This window comes from Halioglobus japonicus (genome assembly GCF_001983995.1).
Classification (GTDB): domain Bacteria; phylum Pseudomonadota; class Gammaproteobacteria; order Pseudomonadales; family Halieaceae; genus Halioglobus; species Halioglobus japonicus.
Genome location: NZ_CP019450.1, coordinates 4062047 through 4085301 on the forward strand (window position 1 = coordinate 4062047; position 23255 = coordinate 4085301).

Sequence of the window (23255 nt, forward strand, 5' to 3'; positions counted from 1 at the left end):
AGCAAGACCGCCGAGTCTAATACGGCGGGCGCCAGATTGCAGCAGTCAATACAGGGCCGATTCTGGCTAGTCGCAAGGCCTGACGGGCGCTATATTGCTCTCCATGGACACTGCACACCGCCCCGAACTCGACCACGAAACCTGCCGCCGCGCCCGCCTCGCCAGAGACCCGCGCTTTGACGGCGAGTTCTTCCTAGCGGTGCGCACCACGGGGATTTACTGCCGCCCCATCTGCCCGGCGCGCCCCCCGCAGAAAAAAACGTCAGTTACTACCGCCTCGCCAGCCAGGCCGCCGGCGCCGGCTATCGCCCCTGCCTGCGCTGCCGCCCGGAATCCGCCCCCGGCAGCCCGGCCTGGGAAGGCACAGCGACCACTGTCGATCGGGCCCTCAACCTGATACGCGCCGGCGCGTTGGACAGCGGCAGCCTGGCGGATCTTGCCGCGCGGCTGGGCATAGGCGAGCGCTACCTGCGCAAGTTGTTTGAACAGGAACTCGGGGTGTCACCCCAGGCCGTCGCACTGAACCAACGCCTGTTGTTCGCCAAGAAGCTGCTCGCGGAAACCGACATGCCGATTACTGACATTGGCTTCGCTGCCGGCTTTGGCAGCGTGAGGCGTTTCAACAGCGCCCTGCAGGAACACTTCCGGCTCACACCGACCCAACTGCGGGGGCGCGGCCGGCGGCCTGATACAGCCAGTACCATCACGCTGCAGTTGCAGTACCGCCCGCCTTACGACTGGGCTGGCGTCATCGATTTTTTTGCCCACCATGAGATCGCAGGTGTAGAACAGGTCACCGGGCAGACGTATCGGCGCCAGTTTACCTGCGACAGGCAGCCCGCCTGGCTCGAAGTTACGCCGGTAAAGAGCCGCCCGGCGCTGGCCCTGACGGTCAGCCTGCCGGACCACCGCCAGCTGCGCACAATAGTACAGAGAGTGCGGCGTATGTTTGATCTCGACGCCAACCCGGAAGTGATTCACCAGAGTCTGACCGCCAGCCCGGAGCTATGCCCGCTACTCAAGCGCAGCCCGGGCAGCCGCTCACCTGGCCACTGGTCGCTTTACGAAGCGGCCGTGCGGGCGATTGTCGGCCAACAGGTGAGCACGGTTGCCGCGCGCAGCATCTGCAGCCGGTTTGCCGCTGCCTGTAGCGAGAACTATCTGGTGTTTCCCCGCGCTGCAGCGCTGGCAGCACTGGAAGACAGCGCCTTCCCCATGCCCGGCCGGCGCCGCGACACCCTCAAGGCGCTGTGCACGGCCTTCAGCGACTGCGAAGAAACCCTGACACTCGAAGCCCTGGCCGAGTTCAAAGGCGTCGGCCCCTGGACGGTGGCCATGGCCGCAATTCGCGGTGCCGGCCACCCCGATGTATTCCCCTTGGGCGACCTGGGGTTGGTCAAAGCCTGGGAAGCGCTGGGCGGCAACGGCAAAACTCTCAAACACGACTGCGAGCCCTGGAGCCCCTGGCGCTCCTATGCCGCCAACCTGCTGTGGAGGAGCCTCAGCTAATGAACTACCAATATCTCAACAGCCCGATCGGCACCCTGCGGGTGCTGTCCGATGGCCAGCACATCACCGCCATTGAATGGCCGGAGCAGCACAGCGACACCGCGGGCCAGATCGAACAGAGCGACGCTGCGCTGGCGCAGTGTGTTGAACAGCTACAGGAGTATTTTGCTGGCACCCGGCGCAGCTTTGATCTGCCGCTGGCGCCCGGAGGCACCGAATTCCAGAATGCGGTATGGGCGCAGCTGGCGCGCATTCCCTTTGGTGAATTGCGCAGTTACGGTGACATAGCCCGGGAGATGGGTAAGCCCAAGGCGATGCGCGCCGTGGGCGCTGCGAACGGCCGCAACCCGATTCCTATTGTGGTTCCCTGCCACCGGGTGATCGGCAGCGACGGTTCCCTCACCGGCTTCGCAGGCGGGCTGGATGCCAAGAAGACCCTGCTGAATCTCGAAGGGGCACTGGACTAAGCCAGCGCCCACTTTCACCCTCGCCTAGCGGCTGCTGGCAACAAACGTGATAAACCGGCCTTCATCGATAAATCCAGAACCCCAGCTGTCCCACTCATCACCGAGGCCCTTGGCCGCAATGTCCGTCACCGACATACCCTCGTCGAGCATGGCGGTGATCTGGCCGGTCGTGGTCACCAGCATGTTGTGATAGCGCGCCAGCCCCGCCTTGTCGGTCAGGGGGCCGTGGCCAGGTACGACCACGGTTTTATCGTCGATACGCGCAAGCACAGTCTCAATGGTCTTGATCAGGCCGAACGCATTGCCCCCGGAGCTGATGTCGACAAAGGGGAAGCGGTCGTAAAAGAAGGTATCGCCCATGTGCACCACATTCTCGGCGGCGAAGAACATGATGCTGTCGCCGTCGGTATGACTGGTGGGATAGTGCTGCACCTCAATGGTGTCGCCGTTAAAGTGCATGGCAATCGCATCACCGTAGGTAACCACCGGCAGCGCAGGCTTGGGGCTGGGTTCGGTAACCCGGCCCAGCGCCTTGATGTTCTGCTTGGTGCTCATGCGCTGATAAATATTTTCGTGGGCCACAATCACGCTGCCGCGCTCGCCGAAGAACGCATTGCCGCCGGTGTGATCGAAGTGCCAGTGGGTATTGAGCAGGAACTTGGGCGCCCCTTCCCCGCCCGCCAGTTCAGCCACCGCGGCCTGGTGGGCCGGTGCGTAGGCCTCGTAGTCAGAATCGATGATCAGCGCGCCGTCTTCACCGACGGAAGCCACTACATTACCGCCGCGCCCCTGTAGAAAATACAGCGGCCCGCGATGGGTGTCACAGTCACTTCAGGCGGCGCTTCCTCAGCCACGGCAAAATTGGGTATCAGCGCGGCCAGGCACGCGCCGGCCAGGGTGCTCATCAAAGGCTTCATAGTGTTCTCCCGGGTGGATAGGCCTCAGGCATTGAGATCAGGGATCATCTCGTCCTTGAGGCGTGATATCTGGTCTTTCAGGCGCAGTTTTTCTTTTTTCAGGCGCTGTAACAGAATCTGGTTCTGGTAGGGGTAGGCATACATTTCGTGGATACGGTGGTCCAGCGCCCGGTGTTTGGCCTGCAGCTCCAGCAGGCGCATGGCGGGTGTCATCACCTCGTTGGCTGCTTCCGGGTTTTCATCGCCATTCGGGCCGATGTGGGTGGGGTCACTCATTAGTGCACAGTACCGCGGCTATCCTCGATCAAAGTGCAAGACTAACCCCACAGGGAATAGCTGTACAAGCTTTGATCGTGTTCAATCCCAAATCAGGTTTCTTGCAGTAGCTGCTGCCACAGCGCATGGCCCGCGTCACCTACCGCCAGAAAGGGTTCGCTGAGCAGGGTATCGCGGGCGTTGTACCGCAATGGCAGGCCATCGAGCCCCACCAACGCACCGCCGGCTGCTTCCAGCAATGCCTGGCCCGCCGCCGTATCCCACTCACAACAGGGCGCATAGCGCGGGTAGAAATCGCCCCGCCCCTCCGCCAGGTGGCAGAACTTCAGCGCACTGCCGCTGTTATCCCGGGCCAGCTCACCCCAGTGACGCTCCAGCCACGCCAGGCAGGCCCCGAGCCGCTCACCCTTATGGCGCCGGCTGGCCAGCACTCGCATGGGCTCACCGGCAACCAGCGCCCGAGTGGCGATATCGCTCACTTCATCCTCCGGCCCATACCGGCGGGCAAATTCACCGGGGACGCCGACATATGCCACAGCCTCCAGGGGTATGTAAATCACACCCAGCAACGGCGCTCCATCGTGCACCAGGGCAATATTGATCGTGAATTCCCCGGTGCGGCCCAGAAACTCCTTGGTGCCATCGAGAGGGTCCACCAGCCACAAGCTGGACCATTCTCGGCGCCTGGCCACCGCCTCAGGGGGCGATTCTTCAGAGAGAATGGGAATATCAGGCGCAAGCGCAGCCAGCCCCGCTTCCAGACAGTGATGCGAGGCAATATCCGCCAGGGTCAGGGGTGAATCGTCACCCTTGGCCTCGTACTGATCGGCGCTCGGCGCATGATAGTGCTCACAGATTAACTCGCCCGCCTCGCGGCAGAGGTCGAGCAGGGGTGGCACCAGGGCCGCAAGATTCATCATGGCCCCATTATACCACCGCAGGACAGGTCGCTCTTGTCGCAGACCGTCCGGGGCCGGATAATCAAGCCATGATTGATTGGCAACACATCGATACCGTCCTGCTGGACATGGACGGCACGCTGCTCGACCTGCACTTCGATAATTATTTCTGGATGCAGTACGTGCCTCAGGCCTATGCCCGGGAACACCAGCTGAGCGAAGCCGAGTCCACCGAGCGCCTGCACAGCAAGTTCGAGCAGAATCAGAGCTCTCTCAACTGGTACAGCGTTGACTACTGGTCGGAACAGCTGCAGCTGGATATCCCCGCGCTCAAGCGCGAAGTTCAACACATGGTGGCCATGCGCCCCACGTGGAGGAATTCCTCACCCGCCTGCATGCCTCCCACCGGGACGTGGTGATGGTGACCAATGCCCACCGCAAAACCCTGGACATCAAGATGGACCGCGTCGACATCACCGGCTGGTTCGACCGCATTGTGGTGTCTCATGATCTGGACGCGCCCAAGGAAGAGCAGGCCTTCTGGCACCGACTACAGGCGCTGCACCCCTTCGACCCGGCGCGCACCCTGTTTATTGACGACACCGAGCGTGTGCTGGAATCCGCCCGCGATTACGGCATTGCCCACCTGCTGACCCTGCTGCAACCGGACAGCCAGCGCCAGAAGCGCATCGACACCCGCTTCCCCGGTATTCACCACTTCGACGAAATCATGCCGGACCAACCCCCACCCTGACCCATGAACGATTTCAATACCGAAAAGCTGCGCCTCGACAAATGGCTGTGGGCCGCCCGCTTCTTCAAAACCCGCAGCCTCGCCAAGGCCGCGATTGAAGGCGGCAAAGTCCACCTGGCCGGCCAGCGCGTGAAAGTGTCCCGGGAGATTCAGATCGGGGATGAACTACAGATTCGCCAGGGCTGGGATGAGAAGGTGGTTGTCGTCGAGGCCCTGTCAGACAAGCGCCGGGGCGCCCCCGAAGCACAGCAACTCTACCGCGAAACCGCGAACAGCGTGCAACGCCGTGAAGAGGCCGCAGCAGCACGCAAGGCCGCCGGCGGCATGATCGACCGCCCCGTCAGCCGCCCCACCAAAAAGCAGCGCCGGCAGATCCATCGTTTCAAGGAATCGAATTAGGCTTCGGCTACCCGGGGCTGGCGCGGCGCGTCTTCCAGCACAATGGCATCGCGGCCAGAGGCCTTGGCCTTGTACAGGGCCGTGTCAGCAAGTTTGATCAGGTCTTCAGGGGTGACATCCGCATCCGCCTGCACCGTAGCCACGCCCTGGCTTACCGTTATGTGGCCAGCCACCTGGGATTCACCGTGCGGGATGGCGGCCTCGGCAATAAATTCCTTGAGGCGCTCGGCAATGCGCATGGCCGATGACGGCGACGAGCCCGGCAGCACAAGAATAAATTCCTCACCCCCATAACGCCCCACCACTTCACCCGCACGGCTGGTGGCGTTCTGCATGATATCTGCGAGGCGCTGCAACACCTCGTCACCCGCTGGGTGACCATAGGTGTCGTTGTAGGCCTTGAAGTAATCCACATCCAGTAGAATGACTGAAAGTGGCATCGCCGTGCGCCGGGCACGGTTGATTTCCGCCTTGAGCGCCGTGTTCACCATGCGCCGGTTACCCAGGCCTGTGAGCTCGTCAATGTTGGCCAGATCTGTGAGCTGGCGCCGGGCATCGCGCAGCTGGCGGTTACGATCGCGCAGCGAACCGGCCATATCGCCGAGCTCGCGGGCCATGGTTTCCCGCTCCCAATTGAGCGCCAGCATATTGCGGAACGTGCGATGCACCCGATCACAGATCACAATCAGCACCGCGGTAAACGCAAGCAGCACCAGGCCAATAAGCAGGTTGTAGGGCTCGTGCCAGTAATGCACCAGGCTCCACCAGGCGATAGGCCACAGGGCGGTGAGCAGGAACGAAATAAAGTACTCGCGCACAATCACCGAGAAGCCCACCGAGATCGCCGTAATCATGACGATAAGCAGCAGGAAGGTGTACTGCATGGTAATGGGCACGCGGGTGGCGGCAAAAATATACGCGGAGGACCACACCAGGCCGGTGGCGGCAGAACCGAGAATCAAGCGCCAGAACAGGCCCCGGGGATTGGTGCGATAGCTGTGATTCACCAGTGCATTACTCATGGACAGCGAACGCACCAGCAACAGAATCAGAAACGCGGCGCCCCACAGCATAATGCTGGTGAACTCCACGAACGGCCAGAAAATGCCCATGGTGGCTACCAGGCCGACCAGATTCGCCACCACAGTCGCCATCTGCCCATTTTGCATGAGCATCTCCAACTGGGCGGAAAACAACTCCTCCCGGGGAATGTGGCGTTGGTAGATCATGGTCAAATCCTACACATTGCAGGGATTAATCATACTCTGGCCGGGAAAAGCTGCGAACCAGGTCACAAGCAAATAGGTCGTTTATTGCCCAACTGGGCATTTTACGCGAAACTGCGGCCTAACTGACTGAATTTGGTAATAAAATAGCCCATGTTCTCGTGGCAGGCCATACGCATTAGTTGCATCGTCATTCTGGCGGTACCGCTCGTGCACCTGGTTTTCCTCATGTCATCCAATATCGCCGACGCCCTCAACAGCGAGCCGGAAGTGTGGACCGATGACATCGAAGACTACCGCAGGGAGGACATGTCCCGCGAATTACCTGAAAAACCCATCGTGGTTGTGGGCGGCATGCGCGCCAGAATGTGGGACGGCCTGCCCGAGCTGCTCGCCCCCAAACCCGTGTTAATGCGGGGCATTGGCGACGCCATTGTCGACGACATCGTGTATCACTACGACGACCTGATCGGCTACTATCAGCCGGAAACAGTCATCTTCCTGCCCAGCGTGACCGAGTTTCATATTCGCGACAACAAGTCTGCAGAGGATCTCGCCGAGGGTATTGCCGAACTTGTGACCACCGACGAACGGGCACACATCACCCAGCAGTTTTTCATTATCAGCCCGGTCAAAACCCTGCTCCACCCCAGCGACCACGAAACCATTGATGAGACCATGGTCATTCTCCGGGAATGGGTGAAAGAGCGCCCCCACGTGGCCCTGCTGGACCTCAATCGGCTGCTGCAGAACCGCGAGGGCCTGCCCGAGGCCGCCTATTTCCGCTCTGACGGCTCCAACCTCAATGAGCACGGCTACCTGCGACTCTCCACATTAGTGCAGAATCAGCTCGACAAGACTGCCCTACAACCCTGACCGCCGCCCCCAAATTGGGGTAGAATTGGTGGATGTTTTCCGAGATTCCCCTCACTCCGCCTGCCACACCGCTGTTAAGCGGCATTGACGCGGGCCGCCCCACCGGCGAGCTCAGCACGGAAGAGCTGACTCAGCTCGCCGAGGAACTGCGCGCCTATCTGTTGTACAGCGTGGGTCAGTCCGGCGGGCACTTCGGCGCCGGCCTGGGTGTAGTGGAACTCACCATTGCCCTGCACCACGTGTTCAATACCCCCGATGACCGCATCGTGTGGGACGTGGGCCACCAGACGTACCCGCACAAAATCCTCACCGGCCGCATGCAGCAGATGGACAGCATGCGCCACGCCGGCGGCCTCTCCGGCTTCCCCAAGCGCAGCGAGAGCGCATACGACACCTTTGGTGTGGGCCACTCCTCCACCAGCATCTCTGCCGCCATGGGCATGGCCCTGGCCGCGCGCCAGCAAGGCCTGGACCGCAAGGTGATCGCCGTGATCGGCGACGGTGCCATTACCGGCGGCATGGCCTTCGAGGCCCTGGCCCATGCCGGCCACGAACGCCCCAACATGCTGGTGATTCTGAACGACAACCAGATGTCCATCGGCCACAACACCGGCGGCCTGGCGAACTACTTCGCCAAGATCTGGGCTACCAAGACCTACCTCGGCATGCGCGAGCGCTCCAAGCGCTTCCTGGAGCGCTTCAGCTTTCTGTGGGACTGGGCCAAGCGCACCGAAGAACACATGAAAGGCATGGTGGCGCCGAGCACCCTGTTTGAGGAATTGGGCTTTCACTATATTGGCCCACTGGACGGACACGACCTTCCCGGGCTGGTGAAAACCCTTGAGAACATGAAGGATCTGGAGGGCCCGCAGTTCCTCCACATCCGCACCGTAAAAGGCAAAGGCTTCACACCGGCCGAGGAAGATCCGGTGGGCTACCACGCCCTGAACAAGGTCGAGGCCAAGCCCAAAGGCCCCCAACCGACCGAACCACCCAAACCCAAGGGGCCCAAGTATCAGGACGTATTCGGCCAGTGGCTGTGCGACATGGCCGAGCAGGACGACAAACTGGTGGGCATTACCCCGGCCATGTGCGAAGGCTCCGGCATGGTGGATTTCGCTGCGCGCTTCCCCGACCGCTACTACGATGTGGCTATCGCCGAGCAGCACGCTGTGACCCTGGCAGCCGGCATGGCCTGCGATGGCGTCAAACCCGTCGTCGCTATCTACTCGACGTTCCTGCAGCGTGGCTACGATCAGCTCATTCATGACGTGGCCCTGCAAAACCTCGACGTAACCTTCGGCATCGACCGCGCTGGCCTCGTGGGCCAGGACGGACCGACGCACCACGGCACGTTTGATCTCAGCTACCTGCGCTGCATCCCCAATATGGTGATTGGTGCGCCGTCTGATGAGAATGAATGTCGGCAGATGTTGTATACGGCTTACCAGCATCCTGGGCCTGCGGCGGTGAGATACCCCCGCGGCACCGGTCCGGGCGTGAACATCGTGGAAGCCATGACCCCCATGACCATTGGTAAATCAGTACCTCTGATGGAAGGCCGCCACATTGCCATTCTCAATTTCGGCACGCTACTGCCTGCCGCCCGTGAAGCAGCCGAGCAGATAGGCGCTACCCTGGTGGATATGCGCTGGGTTAAGCCCATGGATGATACGCGCGTACTTGAACTGGCCGCGAACCACGAGTTGCTGGTGACCGTGGAAGAAAACGCCGTCGCAGGCGGTGCAGGTGCTGGCGTGAGTGAACTGCTGGCCGCCCATGGCATTGAAACGCCAGTATTGCACTGTGGCATCCCCGATCAATACATCGAGCACGGTGACCATAAGGCGCAATTGGCCGCCATCGGCCTGGATGGTGAAGGTATCCTAGGACGGATTAACCACCGAGTCGCGGATGCGATGATAGACTTGGCATCGCCCTCGCCTCCCTCATCTTCGGTCATATGAAAAAAAGCCAGAATTCAAAGCCCCTAACGTCAAGAACCTCCTCGATATGGGAAGTTCCTACCAACCAAACTAATCCCTAGTAGAACCTTTCGTATTCTATCCTAAAGGCCTCTCAACCAAAGCAAAGACCATAGTGAAGCTATGTCAGGATTTCCACCAAACCGAAGACCTGAGCAACTTAACGCTTAACTACGCGGCCAGTTCTAGCGTAATTCTCACCCAATCAGCATCATCTAGACTTATGGGCCTGATTACTTAAAAAAACATTCTGCTCATCGCTAACATCGAGAGGGATGACGATGACGAACCATAATCTCAACAAACCCAACTCTGACGAAACTTACCCAATATCAGAAGGACTACACCGCGGCAGTATTCCACAGCGGGAAGCCACACCTGCGGAGGTCAAAGATCTCCGCAATGAAGCTGTCGCTCTCAAGGAGGCTGTAACTGAGTTTCTCATGGAAAACCGGCTGCAAATAAAAGGGTAACCGGGGATGGGGCTGACAGAATATGAGATATTCGGCCTCAGAGAAGCATGAAATGATCCACCTGGTGGAACAGTCCAGCCTGTCAGAAAACAGACGCTGGCCCGCCGAGAGATCCAGCGATCGCCATTATGTGCCAGGTTGAAACGGTATGAAGCAGGGGGGATATTGATGTACCTTAAAACCGCAAACCTGTTATTCGTTCTAGCTGAAACAAACTGCGTGAGGGTGAGCAGGTTGCTATTGTAGATCTTGCGCTGGAGAAGCAGATACTGTTACTACGGAAAATCGCAGTGACTAACATGCACGAGAGAACGGTTTGTCTCTGAATCTACCACTTATAGGCCCCTAAAAGCGCAAGATTTGATCACTAGTCCAACCTTTATCCTGTTGGAAGCAAGCGACAAGTTCCAACATCTCACCCTGCGAGTGAGAGAGATGTAGCAGACGTATTTTACGTACTGCGAGATCATCGGTTGGGACTAGCATTATCTACAGAAAATTCTCGACGACCACACCCGATTTATCCTGGCTTGGCTCCTATGCACAACAATGGCGGCCTGCGACGTCTCAGATCCGCTTGGAGACGCACTGAGCTTCACAGGCCTTGATCAGATAAAGGTAATAAACAAGCCGCGTCTGCTAGCGCAATACAGCCCCTTGAACATTGCCAGTGACCTGTCGAATTACCTCGATGACAGGGGAATGGACCACAAGCGAGACCGACCGTACCACCCAAAGATCCAAGGCATATAGAACACCGGCACCAGACGCTTGAGAATCAGATATTTGAGGAGAATAACTACTGTCGGGGAACCTGGAGCAACGTATCGGCGAGTTTTTGGATTACGAAAACGAATACTATCAAGAATCGCTCAATAAGCTGACGCCAGCTGATGTTTATTTTGTGGGAAGACAGCACACTCTTGATCGAGGAAAGACGATAGAATTGAACACCTTGGCCATGCGTCGAAATATGCATTACGATAATGAGATGGAATTACAGGCCTTGATGAGCTGAAGCGTCAATAAAATCAGGAAGTAGTCTTTCCGGGCGGTTCTGACGAATTACACCAACAGTGGTGGTAGCACAAATGGCGGATCGGCTGAGGGCCCGGACAAGGCTGCCCTAGCCTGGAGAGGTCCCTACAGACTGTGGTTGGATCATGCAGCTCACAACACAATCAGCCATCACAATAGAATGATAAATACCTTTGTCAGACTCTATCAGCTGTTGACCCGCAAGCAGCGTCGAGAGCTGCTTATCTTGCAGTTTTTCATGCTGTTGTCCTCTATTGCCGAGCTGGTGGGTACCGCGTTTATCATGCCCTTTATCGCGCTGGCCTCTTCACCGGATGTCACCGAGTCCAACGAATACCTGAAAATGCTGCACCGTGCCCTGGGCGAGCCAGCACACGATGAATTCTTGATGCTGGTGGGTGCCCTGTTCGTCGGTCTTGTTATTACTGGCAACAGCATCATGATTTTTTCCCAGTTTCTGATGAGTCGCTACTCGTTTCGGGTTGGCGGGGAAATATCGACGCGCCTGTACGGTTACTACCTCTCTCGCGACATGACGTTTCACTCTGCAACCAACAGCGCTGAAATGATTCAGGGCGTCATGCGCGATTCCCTGCTGCTGAGCAATGCATTGCTGACACCTGCACTCCGGATCAACGCGCGCGTGTTTTCCATCGTGTTGCTGTCTGCGCTTGTTGTTTTCGTCGACCCATTTGTCGCGATTAATACGGTATTGGTCCTGGCGGTGGCTTACCTGGTGATTTTTAATTTTGTACGCCGGCGGGTTCACGCCAACGGCTTGCTGATTTCCCTGCTGGGGCGCAAGCGTAACCAGGTGCTCAATGAGAGCCTTGGCGGAATCCGGGACGTAAAGCTCTACTCCTATGAGGCGGGGTATCTGCGCCGTTACCAGCGCGATACCAAGCGCTCTGATCGCGCGATGGCGGACAACAGCATACTGGGTGAGACACCGTACTTCGTCATAGAAGCGATCATGCTGGCGGGTATGGTATTGGTCACGCTCTACCTGCTGGGTAGCGATGATGGCCTGGCCGGCGCCTTGCCGGTTCTGACGCTTTATGGCCTGGCAGGACTTAAGATTGTGCCTAAAGTGCAGCAGTGTTACGTGGCGCTAACCAAGATTCGCGGTGCGCAGGCTGTGTTCGAACGGCTCTACGTGCATCTTGCCAATTCGTCTGAAAAAAACCCGTTCCTGGTGGACAGCCCCGACCTGATTACGCCGACTGACAGTATCCGTCTGGAGGGGGTGTCTTACCGCTATGAAGGTGCGGCGAACCCGGTGTTCAATGACCTCGATGTGCGCTTCCCGGCGGGCAAACTGTCTGCAATTACAGGCTCTTCCGGTGCCGGTAAAACCACGATGCTGGAGATGCTGATGGGGTTGCTGCAGCCTGATACGGGCTGTATTGCCGTCGATGGGCGCGAGCTGGTTGCAGCAGATATGCCGAGTTGGCGGGCGTCCATCGCCTATGTGCCGCAGGATGTGTACCTCACGGACAGCTCCGTATTGGAGAATATTGCGTTTGGCGATGCGCCTGAGGATATTGATCATGAGCGCGTGCTGTGGGCAGCACGATTGGCGCGGGTCGATGATCTTGTCAGTGCCGCCGACGATGCGCCCAAGGTCGGTGAGCGAGGCAGCCTTTTGAGTGGCGGGCAGTGTCAGCGCATCGGTATCGCCAGGGCGCTCTATAAAGGGGTGCCGCTTTTGTTTCTGGATGAGGCCACGAGCGCGCTCGACGAAGGCACCCAGGATGCAGTCCTCTCTGAGCTCAAGCGCCTGGACCCTCCCTTGACCACCATCATGATCACCCATCGGCGAAAAACACTCGCGTTCGCGGATCACGTGGTGCAGTTGGGAGAAGGACGTAGTGCGTCCGAAGGTGACGATTCATGAGCAGTACAGCGGTTTATCGCAAGGGTTGGGGCAAGATTGTTGCCGAGCGCTATGATGCGTTGCGGGTGCTCGATGGTCCGTATCTCGATGTCGGCTGTGCCTCAGGTGATTATGTGCTGACGCTCAATGCGCAAGGCGAGCGGGTACGTGGTTTTGACGTTGAAGAGAACGATCAGTGGCTACAGTCACCCGGGTTATTTTCCCAGGGCTCTGCCGAAGCCATCCCGTTCGCGGATGACAGTTTTGCGACCGTATACAGTTTCGAAGTGCTGGAGCACTTGCGGCAACCTGAGAAAGCGCTAACCGAGATGCTCAGGGTGGCTACCCGGTATGTACTGCTGAGTGTGCCCAACTGTGAACCGCCGGCTGAGCTGCGTGCGTCAGGCCTGTCCTTCAACCACTATACGGATCCCACCCACGTCAATTTTTTTACCGCTGACTCGCTGCATGCGCTGCTGGAGTCTGTCGGGTTGGAACCGGTGTATGTGCGAAAGATAAACAGGGCAAAGCCCGAGCACCTGTTTTTCGCGAGCCAGGGATTGCCGCCTGTTCTGGTGCGGCTCTTTTCGCGGCTGAGTCAGATGAACCCCTGGGCCAGATCGTATCCGATGACTTTGCTGGCCCTGGCCCGGGTACCAGGTGCTGCTGCAGCACCTGACGCCGAGGCGAAACAGGGATGACCGTACTGTTCGACTTGTTGGCGACCCAGCCGGTCGCCGGGTACCGGTTCCACGGCGGAGCGGACTATACCAAGCAGGTCCTGGCGCGCGCTGTCGGCAGGGGATGGGACGGATTTCATGCGGTTTACAACCCTCGCCTGGAGCTTGATCAATCGGTCGCCGCTCAGTGCCGTGCGGCTGGCGTTAAAATGATTGAGGTCGCTTCCTGGGCCGAGATTGAGGGGCTGTTGGGCGCCGGGGGCTATAGTACGTTTTATTCCGGTCTGCCCTACGAGTATGCCGATGTCGATTCCCATGGCGTGCGGTTCGTGATGACGATTCACGGTCTTCGAAACCTGGAACTGCCGGTCGATTTCACCCAGAGCAGGGTCGCCGACAGTTGGGTTGGAAGGACACTGGCTTTCCTGCAGGCAACTCGGAAGTCTGAGCGCCGCGTACGTAGAGCACAGGAACAACTGGCGAAGCTGATTTTTCGCAATGAAGCAGAGATTGTGACGGTGTCGCGTCATTCACGCTACTCCCTCAAGTCTTTTTTTCCCCAGCTGGACCTGTCGCGGATAACGGTTGCCCATAGCCCCGTCGTCGAGTTGGCGGAGCAGATACCAGCGGATACAGAGCAGGGCGATTACTATCTCCTGCTCGGCGCGGATCGCTGGGTGAAGAATGTCCTGCCCGCCTGCAAGGTACTGGATACGCTGATGGCGGAGGGAATGTTAGGGACCGCCACGGCGAAGGTCGTAGGTATGGTGGCGCCCAATCCTGTGAGCGCAAGTCTGCAGAATGGCAGTCGGTTCGAGTTTATCGACTATGTAGAAAGGGACGAGCTGGCCGCGCTGATTCGCGGCGCGCGCTGCCTGTTGTTTCCCTCGCAGAATGAGGGTTTCGGTTATCCCCCCCTGCATGCCATGGAACTGGAAACGCCCGTCATAGCGGCAGCGACCAGCAGTGTCCCCGAGGTGTGTGCTGCAGCGGCGCTTTACTTCGATGTGGGGTCCATGGAAGAGCTGCGCAACCGGGTGTTGCAAGTGCAGCATGACGAGGAGCTGTGCGCCGAGCTCGTGGCCGCCGGTCGCCGGCGATTTCAGGAACTGAAGGCGCTGGAGGGACCAATGCTTGACGCCCTGGTGGAACGTATATTCGACGGTGGTGACCATGGGGCGCGATAATCGCTGGCAGGTGCAGGTCGGAGGCGTCGTATGAGCCTGAAGGCGCCATTGCCTGCCGTGACAGTCTATACGAACGTAGTGGGCGACTATGACCTTGTGCTGCCACCCGCCCGACAACAGATGAACGCAGAGTTCGTCTGTGTCAGTGAGGCCGCTGCACCGCCTGGATGGCGAGGCGCTGCGCCGGTGTATCAGGCCTCCTCCGCGATCGAGATCAATCGCTACCACAAGTTCTTCCCGCATGAGGTATTCCCGCGGGCGGAGTACTCTATCTACGTGGATGGCAATATCGGCGTGATCGGCGATCTGTCGCCACTGTTTCGGGCGTTCGTTGACAGTGGCAGGGCGTTGGCCCTGTTTCGCCATCGCGACAGGCAGACAGTCGCTGAAGAGATCGAGGCCTGCCTGGCCATGGCCAAGTTTGATGCCCGGGACAAGACCGCACATGAGCGCCAGACGGCAGACTACGCAATCGATGGAATGCCGGATGACCGTCCATTGACGGATAATGCCGTATTGTTTCGCTGGCACAGGCATGAGGCATTGGCCCCGGCTATGGCGTTGTGGTGGGATCACTTCCAGACCTATACCAAGCGCGACCAGATCAGTCTGCCCTACGTCGTATGGAAGACAGCGCTGCCTACTTTGGTCTGGCAATGGAGCTTCAGGCAGGAGAACAGGTACTTGCAGAAGTACCCTCATCGGCGTCATCTTATGCGCGATACGCGAATCCGAATGAACAACCTGCGGGACAGGTACTGGGGACAGAGCAAGCGGGGTGATGCAGCTGTGCAGTCGGCGGATAACTATCTATGAGCTTCAATAAGTCTTATCTGGGTGAGCGTCAGGATATTATTGGCTGCATCCCCGTATCGACCACTCGCATGCTGGACATTGGCTGCAGCGTAGGCGCGCTAGGTCGTGCGGCGAAAACAGCGGTACCCGGGCTTTATGTTCATGGCATCGATTACGATGCGGATATGGCCGCCGTGGCCACGGAGCATCTGGATGAAGTCACCGTGGCGGATATGGATAGCTTTGCGCTGGCTGAAGGGTTTCCAAACGCCAGTTTCGACTGTGTTGTGATGGCCGACGTGCTTGAGCACCTCAGAGATCCATGGAAAGTGGTCAGGGATGTTACCGAGGTTGCCGCTGATGGCGCGACAGTTATCGCTTGCGTGCCGAATGTGCGCCATATCGACACGCTGTTTAACCTGGTGTTTCGGCAGCGTTGGCCCTACCGGGAGCGAGGAATTCATGATCGCACTCACCTGCGTTTCTTCGCGCGGGGTAATTTGCCAGGATTGATGGCTCAGAACGGACTGGAAATAGTGACGGTGCGAACCAATTATCGGTTGGTGGAACGACCGTCCCGACTGAACCGTTTTGCGCGGTTCCTGGCCTTGCCGGGATTGCGCGGTTTTCTCGCCTTCCAGTACATCGTGGTTGCTCGTCGGCTGCCGCGAGTGGCATCGTGAACGGAACCCGGGCGCCCAATACTTCAACGGTGTCCGTTGCCATGGCCACCTATAACGGTGCGGACTATCTCCAGGCACAACTTGACAGTTTGCTGGTGCAGACCCGGCAGCCCGATGAACTGGTGGTCAGTGACGACGCATCAGAAGATGCCACCCTCGACATTCTACAAGCGTTCAAGTCCTCCGCGCCTTTTCCGGTGCTCGTGTCGGTGGCTGATACTCGCGCCGGGTATGTTGGCAATTTTAGCCGAGCCATGGCCATGGCAAGCGGCGATCTCATTTGCCTCGCGGATCAGGACGATGTCTGGTTCGAGGACAAGATTGCCACGCTCACGCGCCTTGCAATGGTTGATGAATCGACCCTCGTCGTGATGAATGACGCTGCCCTGGTAGATGCCGGCCTACAGGGTCAGGGTCTCACCAAGTTGGGCCAGCTGCGATCGGCAGGTTACGACGATTCGGCGTTTGTAACAGGTTGCTGCGTCGCTGTTAAAAAGACCCTTCTCGACCGGATTTTACCAGTGCCTGCCGAGGCTAAAGCGCACGATAACTGGGTCGTTGATATCGGCCGTGGACTACAGGCGCTGACCCTTTGTGAACAGACCCTGCAGTATTACCGTCGCCATGACAGTAATGAGTCACAAGTGTTGTCTAACAGGATCTCCGGTGTCGGCAGGAGGCATCGGCTGGGGATGCAGTTGTCCCGTTCCTTCGGTGCAGAGGGCAGGGCATTGCAGCATCGGGAGTTGGCCCATGTGCAGGCCCTGCGTACTGTAATGGACCGGCTGGTGACTGATTCACCGCCTGGCTTCGACACGTCCGTAGAGGCGTTTAGTGAGTCATTGTCGCAGCGGCTGCATCATCTGGACCGACGCGAGCGTTTGCGCGGGACACTGTTTCCGCTGCGGCTGATCAAGGTGCTGGCGTACTATATCGCCGGTGGTTATCGCACAGATAATGGGCTGAAAAGTATGGTCCGGGATTGTTTGGGGTAGGCGGCGAATGAATGCACCGATCGACGCCGTCTATACCTGGGTCAATGATTCGGACCCCATCTGGCGCTGCATGGTCAGCGAAGCCAGGCGCCAGATGGGGGAGGAAGAATCGGGTATTGAATCCTCGGCCAGTGTCGCTCGATTCCAGAACCGGAACGAACTGGTCTACTCCATTAAGTCCCTGCGCAAGCATGCCCCCTGGATCCGACGGGTATACGTGGTCAGCAATTGCGAATTGCCCGCTGAAATCGCGCATGCGGACGATGTCGAGTTCGTTCACCACGAGGCGATTTTCCCCGACACATCAGTGCTGCCGGTGTTCAATAGCCGGGCGATCGAAAGCAATCTTCACCGCATCCCGAATTTGTCAGAGCACTTTCTCTATCTGAACGATGATTTTTTCCTCTGCAGCGATATGGCGGTAACGGATTTTTTTACGCCGGAACGTCATCCCTGTGTCTTTCCTACCAGGCACGACATGCCCTACGAGACGCAGCCACCACTGTCCCATTTTGAACATGGCGCGCTGAACGCCTGTCGCCTGATCGAGCGAGACCTCGGTTACAGGCCAGAGAAACGCCTGCATCACGCGCCCTATGCATTGCGCCGGAGCACCCTGCAGGAGATAGAAGACAGATATCCCGATCTGGTGAATGCCACGCGGGCACGCAAGTTTCGCCATCGGGAGGATATTCCCCTGGCGACCAGCATGCATGCTTACTATTGCCATGCGACAGGACGGGCAGAGTTGCGCGATATCCGCTGTCGTTACGTGGATATTGGCGATCCCCTGTTCCTGTTGTTGGTGCATCCCCTGTCGCCATTACGGAGAGGTAAATACCAGACCTGCTGCCTGAATGAGGTCAGGGCGATGAAGTTGTTCGGTGGATTACGCGATCGGATCGTTGTTCGACTTCTGGACAGGATGTTTAATTGACGGGGCGGCGTGCGGTTTGAGGCGCGACGTTCAGATGGGAGATAGTGTGGCAAAAAAAGTTCTTACATTCGGTACGTTCGATGTGTTTCACGTTGGTCATTTGCGTATCCTGGAGCGAGCGGCCGCGTTCGGAGATCGGCTGGTCGTCGGTGTGTCTACCGATGCCCTGAACGAAGCTAAAAAGGGGCGGCCTCCCGTCTACAGTGAAGGAGAGCGGTCGGAAATCATTCGGGCGTTGTCCTGTGTGGATGAAGTGTTTCTGGAAGAGTCGCTCGAATTGAAAGCGGACTACATCCAGCGCTATGGCGCCGACATATTGGTGATGGGTGATGACTGGAAAGGCAAGTTTGACCAGTTCAGTGATCTTTGTGAGGTTGCCTACCTGCCTCGCACGCCTGCGATTTCCACCACCGAAGTGATAGAAAAAATCAGGGTGTAGTGGTCCCGGCCAGCCTTAGCACGCGCGCAGATTGAAGCGCTGCCGCTCGTCCGCGAGTGTCTTCTGCATAGAGAGCATCGAGTATTTCGCGTTGCATGGCGCCGTAGCGAGCGGTGAACGTGCGGGGCTTGTCCAGAAACTCTTCCAGTGTCGCTACCAGTTCGGTCATTGTCGATGCGACAGCTCCCGCACGGTATTCGGGGCCCAGTGAGAATCCGTTTTTGAAGGGTGGGGGTACGTCGATAAACAGCATGGGTCGCTGCAGGCAAAGAAAGTCGAACGCGATAGACGACCAATCGCAAAGCAGTATGTCGGTGTCGGCCAGCAACGCCTCGGTGTCCGGATACGCTTTCTGTGGGCGGAACTCAACGTTGCTTAATCCCGTCTCCTGGATCTCGGCATTCAGGTGGCTGCGGATGATCAGTCGTGCCCCGTACGCGTCACAAGTAGCGGCGATGGCTCTAATAAAAGCCGCACCCTCGAGGCCGAAGGGAAACAGTTCACGGCCGGCATCGTCCTGGCGCCAGGTGGGCGCATAGAGCACGGTCGTCTGCTTGTCGGCGGGTCGGGCCTCGGCGCTGAATAGCTGATCCGTGCGGGCATAACCGAGACTGTGCACTTGCTGTTGCCTGAAACCGAAGCGTTGCACGTACAGATCTTCGAGCAGGGGCGAAGTCACCCAGCTCTCGTCATAGTGGTGTTGTAGCTTGAAGTCATCCGGTACGAACCCCTTGAAGGGAATCCCGTGCCAGACGTCGACAAATCGAATGTCAGTCAGGTGGACGAGGGGGAGCATCGCGTGCAGGCCATGATCGCTCACCAGCACGCGACACCTCACGAGTTGCAGCATGTCGAACAGGTTGGTGCAGGACAGCGTGCGGATGCCATCCGCCCTTAAGCGGTGAGCCTGCTGCCGGTCGAGGAGGAGGACACGCGGATCAACCTGGTCGCTGCAGTGGCTTGCCAGGTACTCGTAGATTGCCTTCAGGTTGCCGCCATACTGGTGGCCGTAGAGCGCAACCACCGGCCGTTTTGACCGTGGGGTGAGCCATCGCAGCGCTACGATCAGCAGCGAGAAACCGCCCTGCAGGGCCAGCATCAGCCAGTGATCGGGCCGTGTTTTGTCGATTTTCATGCGCGCGGAGCACCCTGTGGTTGGCCAAGCAGGGCGCTGATCGCTTGCTCAAGGGACGACTGGTAGTGCGGCCATGCATAGCGGCTCGCATGGTCCCGGCAGGCATCTGCGGTGAAGGTGGGTACTTGCAGATCCTGGATAATTGCATCGGCAAGTCCTTCGTAATCGCCGGCCGGTAGCAGGCGTCCGCTGCCTGCGCTGACCGCGTCGGCCACACCGCCAAGATCGAAGGCGAAGGTCGGTGTGCCGCTGGCTGCGGCTTCGACAGCGACCATGCCGAAACCTTCTACATCACCGGGAACCTCGACCAGTGGAAACACGTGGGCAGCGCTGCTGGCGAAGGCCAGCCACATATCATCGTCATCGACGGCGCCGACGAAGTGGATATGAGGCGCCAGCTGCAACGCCTCGACGGCCTTCAAGGTTTCTCCTTGGTCACCATTGCGGGTCAGGCCGTCACTGGGGTTTTCCCCACGACGAGCATGCCCACTCCCTTGGTGGCCTCAAGTACACGCGGAAGGCCGTGCCTGAGGAAGTGCGACAGGCCCTTGCGCTTCGTCAGCCTGCCGGCAAACAGCAGGTAGCGTTCAAAGGGAATAGCGTGACGCTCCCTGAATGCTGCTATTTGCTCCTCGTCGAGGCCGGAGGGTAGATCGGTACCGGGATTGATCACGGTAATGCGCGCCGGTTGTACTCCCCGACCCGTTGCCAGCTGGCGAGTATTCTCACTGTTGGCGATGAGGTGGTCCGCGTTGCGAATGGAGGGCAGAAACAGCCACTGGTAGGGTTTGCTGTTAACGACCAGGTCGAGGCCGTGCAGGAAGATCAGCGATCTTGCGCCACACAGCCGTCTGGCCAGTGCAACCAGGGGCGCTGCAAGGCCGCTGCCGCCCACTATGAGCTCGAAACGATCGCGGCGGCAATGGCGCAGGACGTGGGCAAGGCCACTGGACATGAAGCCGGCGAGGGAGGATGGCGCCGTAAAAACGGTCGTGTCATCTGGCAGGTGCTGCTCGCAGCCAGCCGGGCCGATGACGGTGAGGTCGAGGTAGTGCCGCATGCCCAGGGCGGCATTCAGGATGAGCCGTTCCATTCCGCCGACAAGCGGCGGTAGATTCCGCGTAATCAGCAGAACCCGGGGTTTGTGAGGCTCAGTCCTGGCCATGTTTTGCCAGTACCCAGATGTGTGGTGTCAGCCAGGGCAGGCCTCGGGCCACGAAGTGGGCGAGACGGTGTTTCAGGCTGCCGGGAGGCAGCATATAGTCAACGCCGAATCGGGTGGGTTCTGCGATCACCCGTGCCGAGTAGTCGCTGAAATTGAAGGCTTCACACAGTTTGCGCAGCGCCCAATAGCTGACGTGCTTCTCGTGGTAGAAGTCGCCTTTGCCCGCGGCACGCAGGTAATAGTGTGCCATTGGTCTTGGGATGACCGACAGTAACGGTAGCTTGTGGTGGGGCTCCATATACATCAGGCGATTGTTGCCTGAGAAATAGCAGAAACCACCGGGCTTCAGGACCCGGTAGATTTCCCGAAACATCTGGCTGGCGTCCGGTACGTGTTCGTAGACATGCGAGCACACCACCACGTCGACGCTGGCATCGTCCTGCTCGAGCGCCATGGCATCGCCGGCGGCAAAGTGGAGGTTGGGTTTGGCGAAGGTCTCCCTGGCGTGAGCCATCGCGGGCTCATCAATATCGACGCCGAAGACAGTGCCGAAGTAGTCAGCGAGAAGGTTGTCGATAATACCGCTGGAACTGCCGACATCCAGGAGGGTGAGATCCGTGAGATCCTCACGTGCCAGGTAATCCTGGCACACTTTGAGTACGGTTCTCGCTTTGCGCTCGCGCCCCTCGGCATTGAACACGGAGGGTTTCAACGCCGAATAGTTGTACTGGTAATCCCGATCCATGTGCCTCTCACCAGAATTATTTTTGTATATGCACTAGCATCTGAAGCTAATATCCCCACCCCAGTCTAATCCGGTCTCCAGCGCATAATCGCGGTAACATACTGATATTGAAAATCAATTCCACGCCCCGAGTCCCAGATAAAAACGCTATATACCGTCTTGGTCGTAAATTGTCTCGAAATGGCCGCTAAGCCTAAGCAAAAATGATAACACCAATTGAGTTCGTGAAAGAGCGGTATAAACCTTTTCCGGGAAACTTGGAACAACGTATCTGGGGGGGGCAAAAAAGCGAACGCTACCACGAATCGCTCGGTAACCTGAAGCCAGCTAGTGTTTATTCTAGGCGCAGACAACAGATTCTCGATCAATGAAAGGAGATATTACTGAACACCTTGGCGACGCGTCCCAAGATGCTTTCTAAACAATCAGGCAGAGTTACAGGTCCAGATGAGCTGAAGCGTCTATTAAATGACGATGCAGCCTGAATGGAAAGTTATAACGACGCACAAATGATCACCCAAACCCTGCGATTTGACTGCATGCTGATCTCCTTTAGGCACTGACCCTTTGCAAACACGCAGGCACTTAGGTCAAGCAGCCCGAATGTACAGATATAAAGGATCACCATTATCGTAGAAATCAATAGTGTTATACTGCCCCCAACAAACAAGAATCATTTCACTCCCATGGAAAAACAAAATCTACCTGAAACCCTCGCGGACCGGCTGCAACGTTTGGAAACCGTCGTCAAAAATCTTGAGTCCGAAGACCAATCAATTGAAAAGTCGCTGGCAGAGTACGAAGAGGGAATTAATCTTATCCGTAAAGCTCAGGCTGACATCTCCAACGCAGAGCAAAAAGTTCATATTCTCGGCAATACCGCCTTTGGCGAAGAAGAAAGCTGATAGTGGCTGCTATAACTGTGCTTACCGCATTTATGCAAAAGTGTCGACTAAACCCGAAAGATCAACTCCCTCTTGATCTTCTAATCCCCGATCTGGCAGCAGTGTGCAGCTACGCATTGGAGGAAAGTGGCAAGCAAGTACGGCCGGCCCTAGCCTACCTTGCATTCTCGACAATAACACCCGGTTCGATCAACTTGGTCCCTGTCTCCGCTCTGGAACTAATCCACACCTACTCCCTAATCCACGACGACCTCCCCGCCATGGACGACGACGATATGCGTCGTGGCAAGCCCTCTCTTCACAAGGCTTTCGACGAAGCCACCGCCATTCTTGTGGGCGATGGCCTCCAGGCCCGAGCTTTCGAACTACTCGCCGATGCCCCGGATCTATCAGTAGAGCAAAAAGTGCGCATGATTAAAGTGCTCGCCCAAGCATCCGGTTTTGAGGGCATGGTCGGCGGCCAATACATCGACATTCAGGCCGTCGACTCCGACATGACCCTGGAAGAACTCCAGGCCATGCACGAGATGAAGACCGGCGCCCTCGTCCGCGCATCTCTCGCCCTGGGTGGCATTGCTGCCAATGGCACAGACGAGCAGTTGGCGGCGCTGGACGAGTACGGCAAGCACATCGGGCTGGCCTTTCAGGTTGTCGACGACATTCTGGATGTGGAAGGTGACGCGGAAGCGCTCGGCAAAACAGCGGGCAAAGACGCTGAAGCCAATAAACCGACTTATGTGAAACTCCTGGGTCTCGACGGCGCCAAAGCCGAGGCGAAGCGCCTGCTACAGGCAGCTATCGATGCACTGGAAATGTTTGGGGATTCAGCGGACCAACTCCGTGACCTGGCCCGATATATCGTGGAGAGGGATCGATAAGTGACTTTGGGGCGGC

General features: G+C 58.1%; 24 protein-coding genes and 2 pseudogenes. 17 read left to right on the forward strand and 9 right to left on the reverse strand.

Annotated elements, in window-relative coordinates:
• Positions 1 to 103: 103 nt before the first annotated feature.
• The 3 genes and pseudogenes from BST95_RS21475 to BST95_RS19180 all read left to right on the forward strand — a co-directional run.
• A pseudogene (locus tag BST95_RS21475) lies at positions 104 to 321 on the forward strand (Ada metal-binding domain-containing protein); the annotation flags it as partial.
• 90 nt (positions 322 to 411) lie between these two features.
• A complete protein-coding gene (locus BST95_RS20195; protein WP_205737305.1) occupies positions 412 to 1509 on the forward strand; it encodes an AlkA N-terminal domain-containing protein in 1098 nt (365 codons plus the stop codon).
• Positions 1509 to 1976 carry a methylated-DNA--[protein]-cysteine S-methyltransferase gene (locus BST95_RS19180; protein ID WP_084200982.1) on the forward strand — a complete coding sequence of 156 codons (468 nt, stop codon included), beginning with the start codon at positions 1509 to 1511 and terminating at the stop codon, positions 1974 to 1976. The genes BST95_RS20195 and BST95_RS19180 overlap by 1 nt, the downstream gene beginning before the upstream one ends.
• A gap of 24 nt (positions 1977 to 2000) precedes the next feature.
• On the opposite strand, the gene BST95_RS19185 is transcribed toward BST95_RS19180, so the two are convergent.
• From BST95_RS19185 to cysQ, 4 genes are all read right to left on the reverse strand, one after another.
• Positions 2001 to 2747 carry an MBL fold metallo-hydrolase gene (locus BST95_RS19185; RefSeq protein WP_169844007.1) on the reverse strand — a complete coding sequence of 249 codons (747 nt, stop codon included), beginning with the start codon at positions 2745 to 2747 and terminating at the stop codon, positions 2001 to 2003.
• Positions 2747 to 2893: a hypothetical protein gene (locus tag BST95_RS19885; RefSeq protein ID WP_157114524.1), complete on the reverse strand. Its 147-nt coding sequence runs from the start codon at positions 2891 to 2893 to the stop codon at positions 2747 to 2749. Before BST95_RS19885 ends, BST95_RS19185 begins: the two co-directional genes overlap by 1 nt.
• 24 nt (positions 2894 to 2917) lie before the next feature.
• Positions 2918 to 3169 carry a YdcH family protein gene (locus BST95_RS19190; RefSeq protein WP_082850301.1) on the reverse strand — a complete coding sequence of 84 codons (252 nt, stop codon included), beginning with the start codon at positions 3167 to 3169 and terminating at the stop codon, positions 2918 to 2920.
• Positions 3170 to 3261: 92 nt separating this feature from the next.
• On the reverse strand, positions 3262 to 4089 hold the full coding sequence (gene cysQ, locus BST95_RS19195; RefSeq protein WP_102106438.1) for a 3'(2'),5'-bisphosphate nucleotidase CysQ: 828 nt from the start codon (positions 4087 to 4089) through the stop codon (positions 3262 to 3264).
• Between the two features lie 68 nt (positions 4090 to 4157).
• On the opposite strand from cysQ, the pseudogene yrfG reads away from it, so the two are divergent.
• Positions 4158 to 4822, forward strand: a pseudogene (yrfG, locus tag BST95_RS21480) (GMP/IMP nucleotidase).
• Positions 4823 to 4825: 3 nt separating this feature from the next.
• Positions 4826 to 5221, forward strand: a complete 396-nt coding sequence (locus BST95_RS19205; RefSeq protein ID WP_084200984.1) for an RNA-binding S4 domain-containing protein — start codon at positions 4826 to 4828, stop codon at positions 5219 to 5221.
• Here the strand turns inward: BST95_RS19205 and BST95_RS19210 are convergent.
• Complete coding sequence (locus BST95_RS19210; RefSeq protein WP_084200985.1) at positions 5218 to 6450, reverse strand: diguanylate cyclase; 1233 nt, start codon at positions 6448 to 6450, stop codon at positions 5218 to 5220. The two genes, BST95_RS19205 and BST95_RS19210, sit on opposite strands and share 4 nt — an antisense overlap.
• 150 nt (positions 6451 to 6600) lie before the next feature.
• Here BST95_RS19210 and BST95_RS19215 point away from each other — a divergent pair, with 150 nt between their 5' ends.
• From BST95_RS19215 to BST95_RS19270, 10 genes are all read left to right on the forward strand, one after another.
• Positions 6601 to 7323 carry an SGNH/GDSL hydrolase family protein gene (locus tag BST95_RS19215; protein ID WP_084200986.1) on the forward strand — a complete coding sequence of 241 codons (723 nt, stop codon included), beginning with the start codon at positions 6601 to 6603 and terminating at the stop codon, positions 7321 to 7323.
• A 32-nt stretch (positions 7324 to 7355) separates the two neighbouring features.
• Entirely contained in the window at positions 7356 to 9290 is a 1935-nt protein-coding gene (gene dxs / locus BST95_RS19220) for a 1-deoxy-D-xylulose-5-phosphate synthase (protein WP_084200987.1), read from the forward strand.
• Between the two features lie 1767 nt (positions 9291 to 11057).
• Positions 11058 to 12716, forward strand: coding sequence for an ABC transporter ATP-binding protein (locus BST95_RS19235; protein WP_169844008.1), 1659 nt, complete (start codon positions 11058 to 11060; stop codon positions 12714 to 12716).
• Positions 12713 to 13396, forward strand: coding sequence for a class I SAM-dependent methyltransferase (locus BST95_RS19240; protein ID WP_084200991.1), 684 nt, complete (start codon positions 12713 to 12715; stop codon positions 13394 to 13396). Before BST95_RS19235 ends, BST95_RS19240 begins: the two co-directional genes overlap by 4 nt.
• Positions 13393 to 14562 carry a glycosyltransferase gene (locus BST95_RS19245; protein WP_084200992.1) on the forward strand — a complete coding sequence of 390 codons (1170 nt, stop codon included), beginning with the start codon at positions 13393 to 13395 and terminating at the stop codon, positions 14560 to 14562. The genes BST95_RS19240 and BST95_RS19245 overlap by 4 nt, the downstream gene beginning before the upstream one ends.
• A 30-nt stretch (positions 14563 to 14592) precedes the next feature.
• Complete coding sequence (locus tag BST95_RS19250; protein ID WP_084200993.1) at positions 14593 to 15378, forward strand: glycosyltransferase domain-containing protein; 786 nt, start codon at positions 14593 to 14595, stop codon at positions 15376 to 15378.
• A complete protein-coding gene (locus tag BST95_RS19255) occupies positions 15375 to 16040 on the forward strand; it encodes a class I SAM-dependent methyltransferase (RefSeq protein WP_084200994.1) in 666 nt (221 codons plus the stop codon). Before BST95_RS19250 ends, BST95_RS19255 begins: the two co-directional genes overlap by 4 nt.
• On the forward strand, positions 16037 to 17035 hold the full coding sequence (locus tag BST95_RS19260; protein ID WP_146004253.1) for a glycosyltransferase: 999 nt from the start codon (positions 16037 to 16039) through the stop codon (positions 17033 to 17035). Before BST95_RS19255 ends, BST95_RS19260 begins: the two co-directional genes overlap by 4 nt.
• 7 nt (positions 17036 to 17042) lie before the next feature.
• Positions 17043 to 17972 carry a stealth conserved region 3 domain-containing protein gene (locus BST95_RS19265; protein ID WP_084200996.1) on the forward strand — a complete coding sequence of 310 codons (930 nt, stop codon included), beginning with the start codon at positions 17043 to 17045 and terminating at the stop codon, positions 17970 to 17972.
• Between the two features lie 46 nt (positions 17973 to 18018).
• On the forward strand, positions 18019 to 18411 hold the full coding sequence (locus BST95_RS19270) for an FAD synthase family protein (RefSeq protein WP_229801895.1): 393 nt from the start codon (positions 18019 to 18021) through the stop codon (positions 18409 to 18411).
• Here the strand turns inward: BST95_RS19270 and BST95_RS19275 are convergent.
• Genes BST95_RS19275 through BST95_RS19290 form a run of 4 tightly spaced genes read right to left on the reverse strand, consistent with a single transcriptional unit; the run spans position 18401 to position 21456 of the window.
• Positions 18401 to 19546 (reverse strand): CDP-glycerol glycerophosphotransferase family protein, encoded by a 1146-nt coding sequence (locus BST95_RS19275; RefSeq protein ID WP_084197642.1) that lies wholly within the window; start codon positions 19544 to 19546, stop codon positions 18401 to 18403. The two genes, BST95_RS19270 and BST95_RS19275, sit on opposite strands and share 11 nt — an antisense overlap.
• Positions 19543 to 19968 carry a glycosyltransferase gene (locus tag BST95_RS19280; protein ID WP_169844009.1) on the reverse strand — a complete coding sequence of 142 codons (426 nt, stop codon included), beginning with the start codon at positions 19966 to 19968 and terminating at the stop codon, positions 19543 to 19545. Before BST95_RS19280 ends, BST95_RS19275 begins: the two co-directional genes overlap by 4 nt.
• A gap of 26 nt (positions 19969 to 19994) precedes the next feature.
• Positions 19995 to 20639 (reverse strand): glycosyltransferase, encoded by a 645-nt coding sequence (locus BST95_RS19285; RefSeq protein ID WP_169844010.1) that lies wholly within the window; start codon positions 20637 to 20639, stop codon positions 19995 to 19997.
• Between the two features lie 58 nt (positions 20640 to 20697).
• Entirely contained in the window at positions 20698 to 21456 is a 759-nt protein-coding gene (locus BST95_RS19290) for a class I SAM-dependent methyltransferase (RefSeq protein ID WP_084197644.1), read from the reverse strand.
• A gap of 686 nt (positions 21457 to 22142) precedes the next feature.
• On the opposite strand from BST95_RS19290, the gene xseB reads away from it, so the two are divergent.
• Both xseB and BST95_RS19300 read left to right on the forward strand, forming a co-directional pair.
• On the forward strand, positions 22143 to 22361 hold the full coding sequence (gene xseB / locus BST95_RS19295) for an exodeoxyribonuclease VII small subunit (RefSeq protein ID WP_084197645.1): 219 nt from the start codon (positions 22143 to 22145) through the stop codon (positions 22359 to 22361).
• Positions 22362 to 22393: 32 nt separating this feature from the next.
• Positions 22394 to 23239, forward strand: coding sequence for a polyprenyl synthetase family protein (locus tag BST95_RS19300; RefSeq protein WP_084200999.1), 846 nt, complete (start codon positions 22394 to 22396; stop codon positions 23237 to 23239).
• The last annotated feature ends 16 nt before the right edge of the window (positions 23240 to 23255 follow it).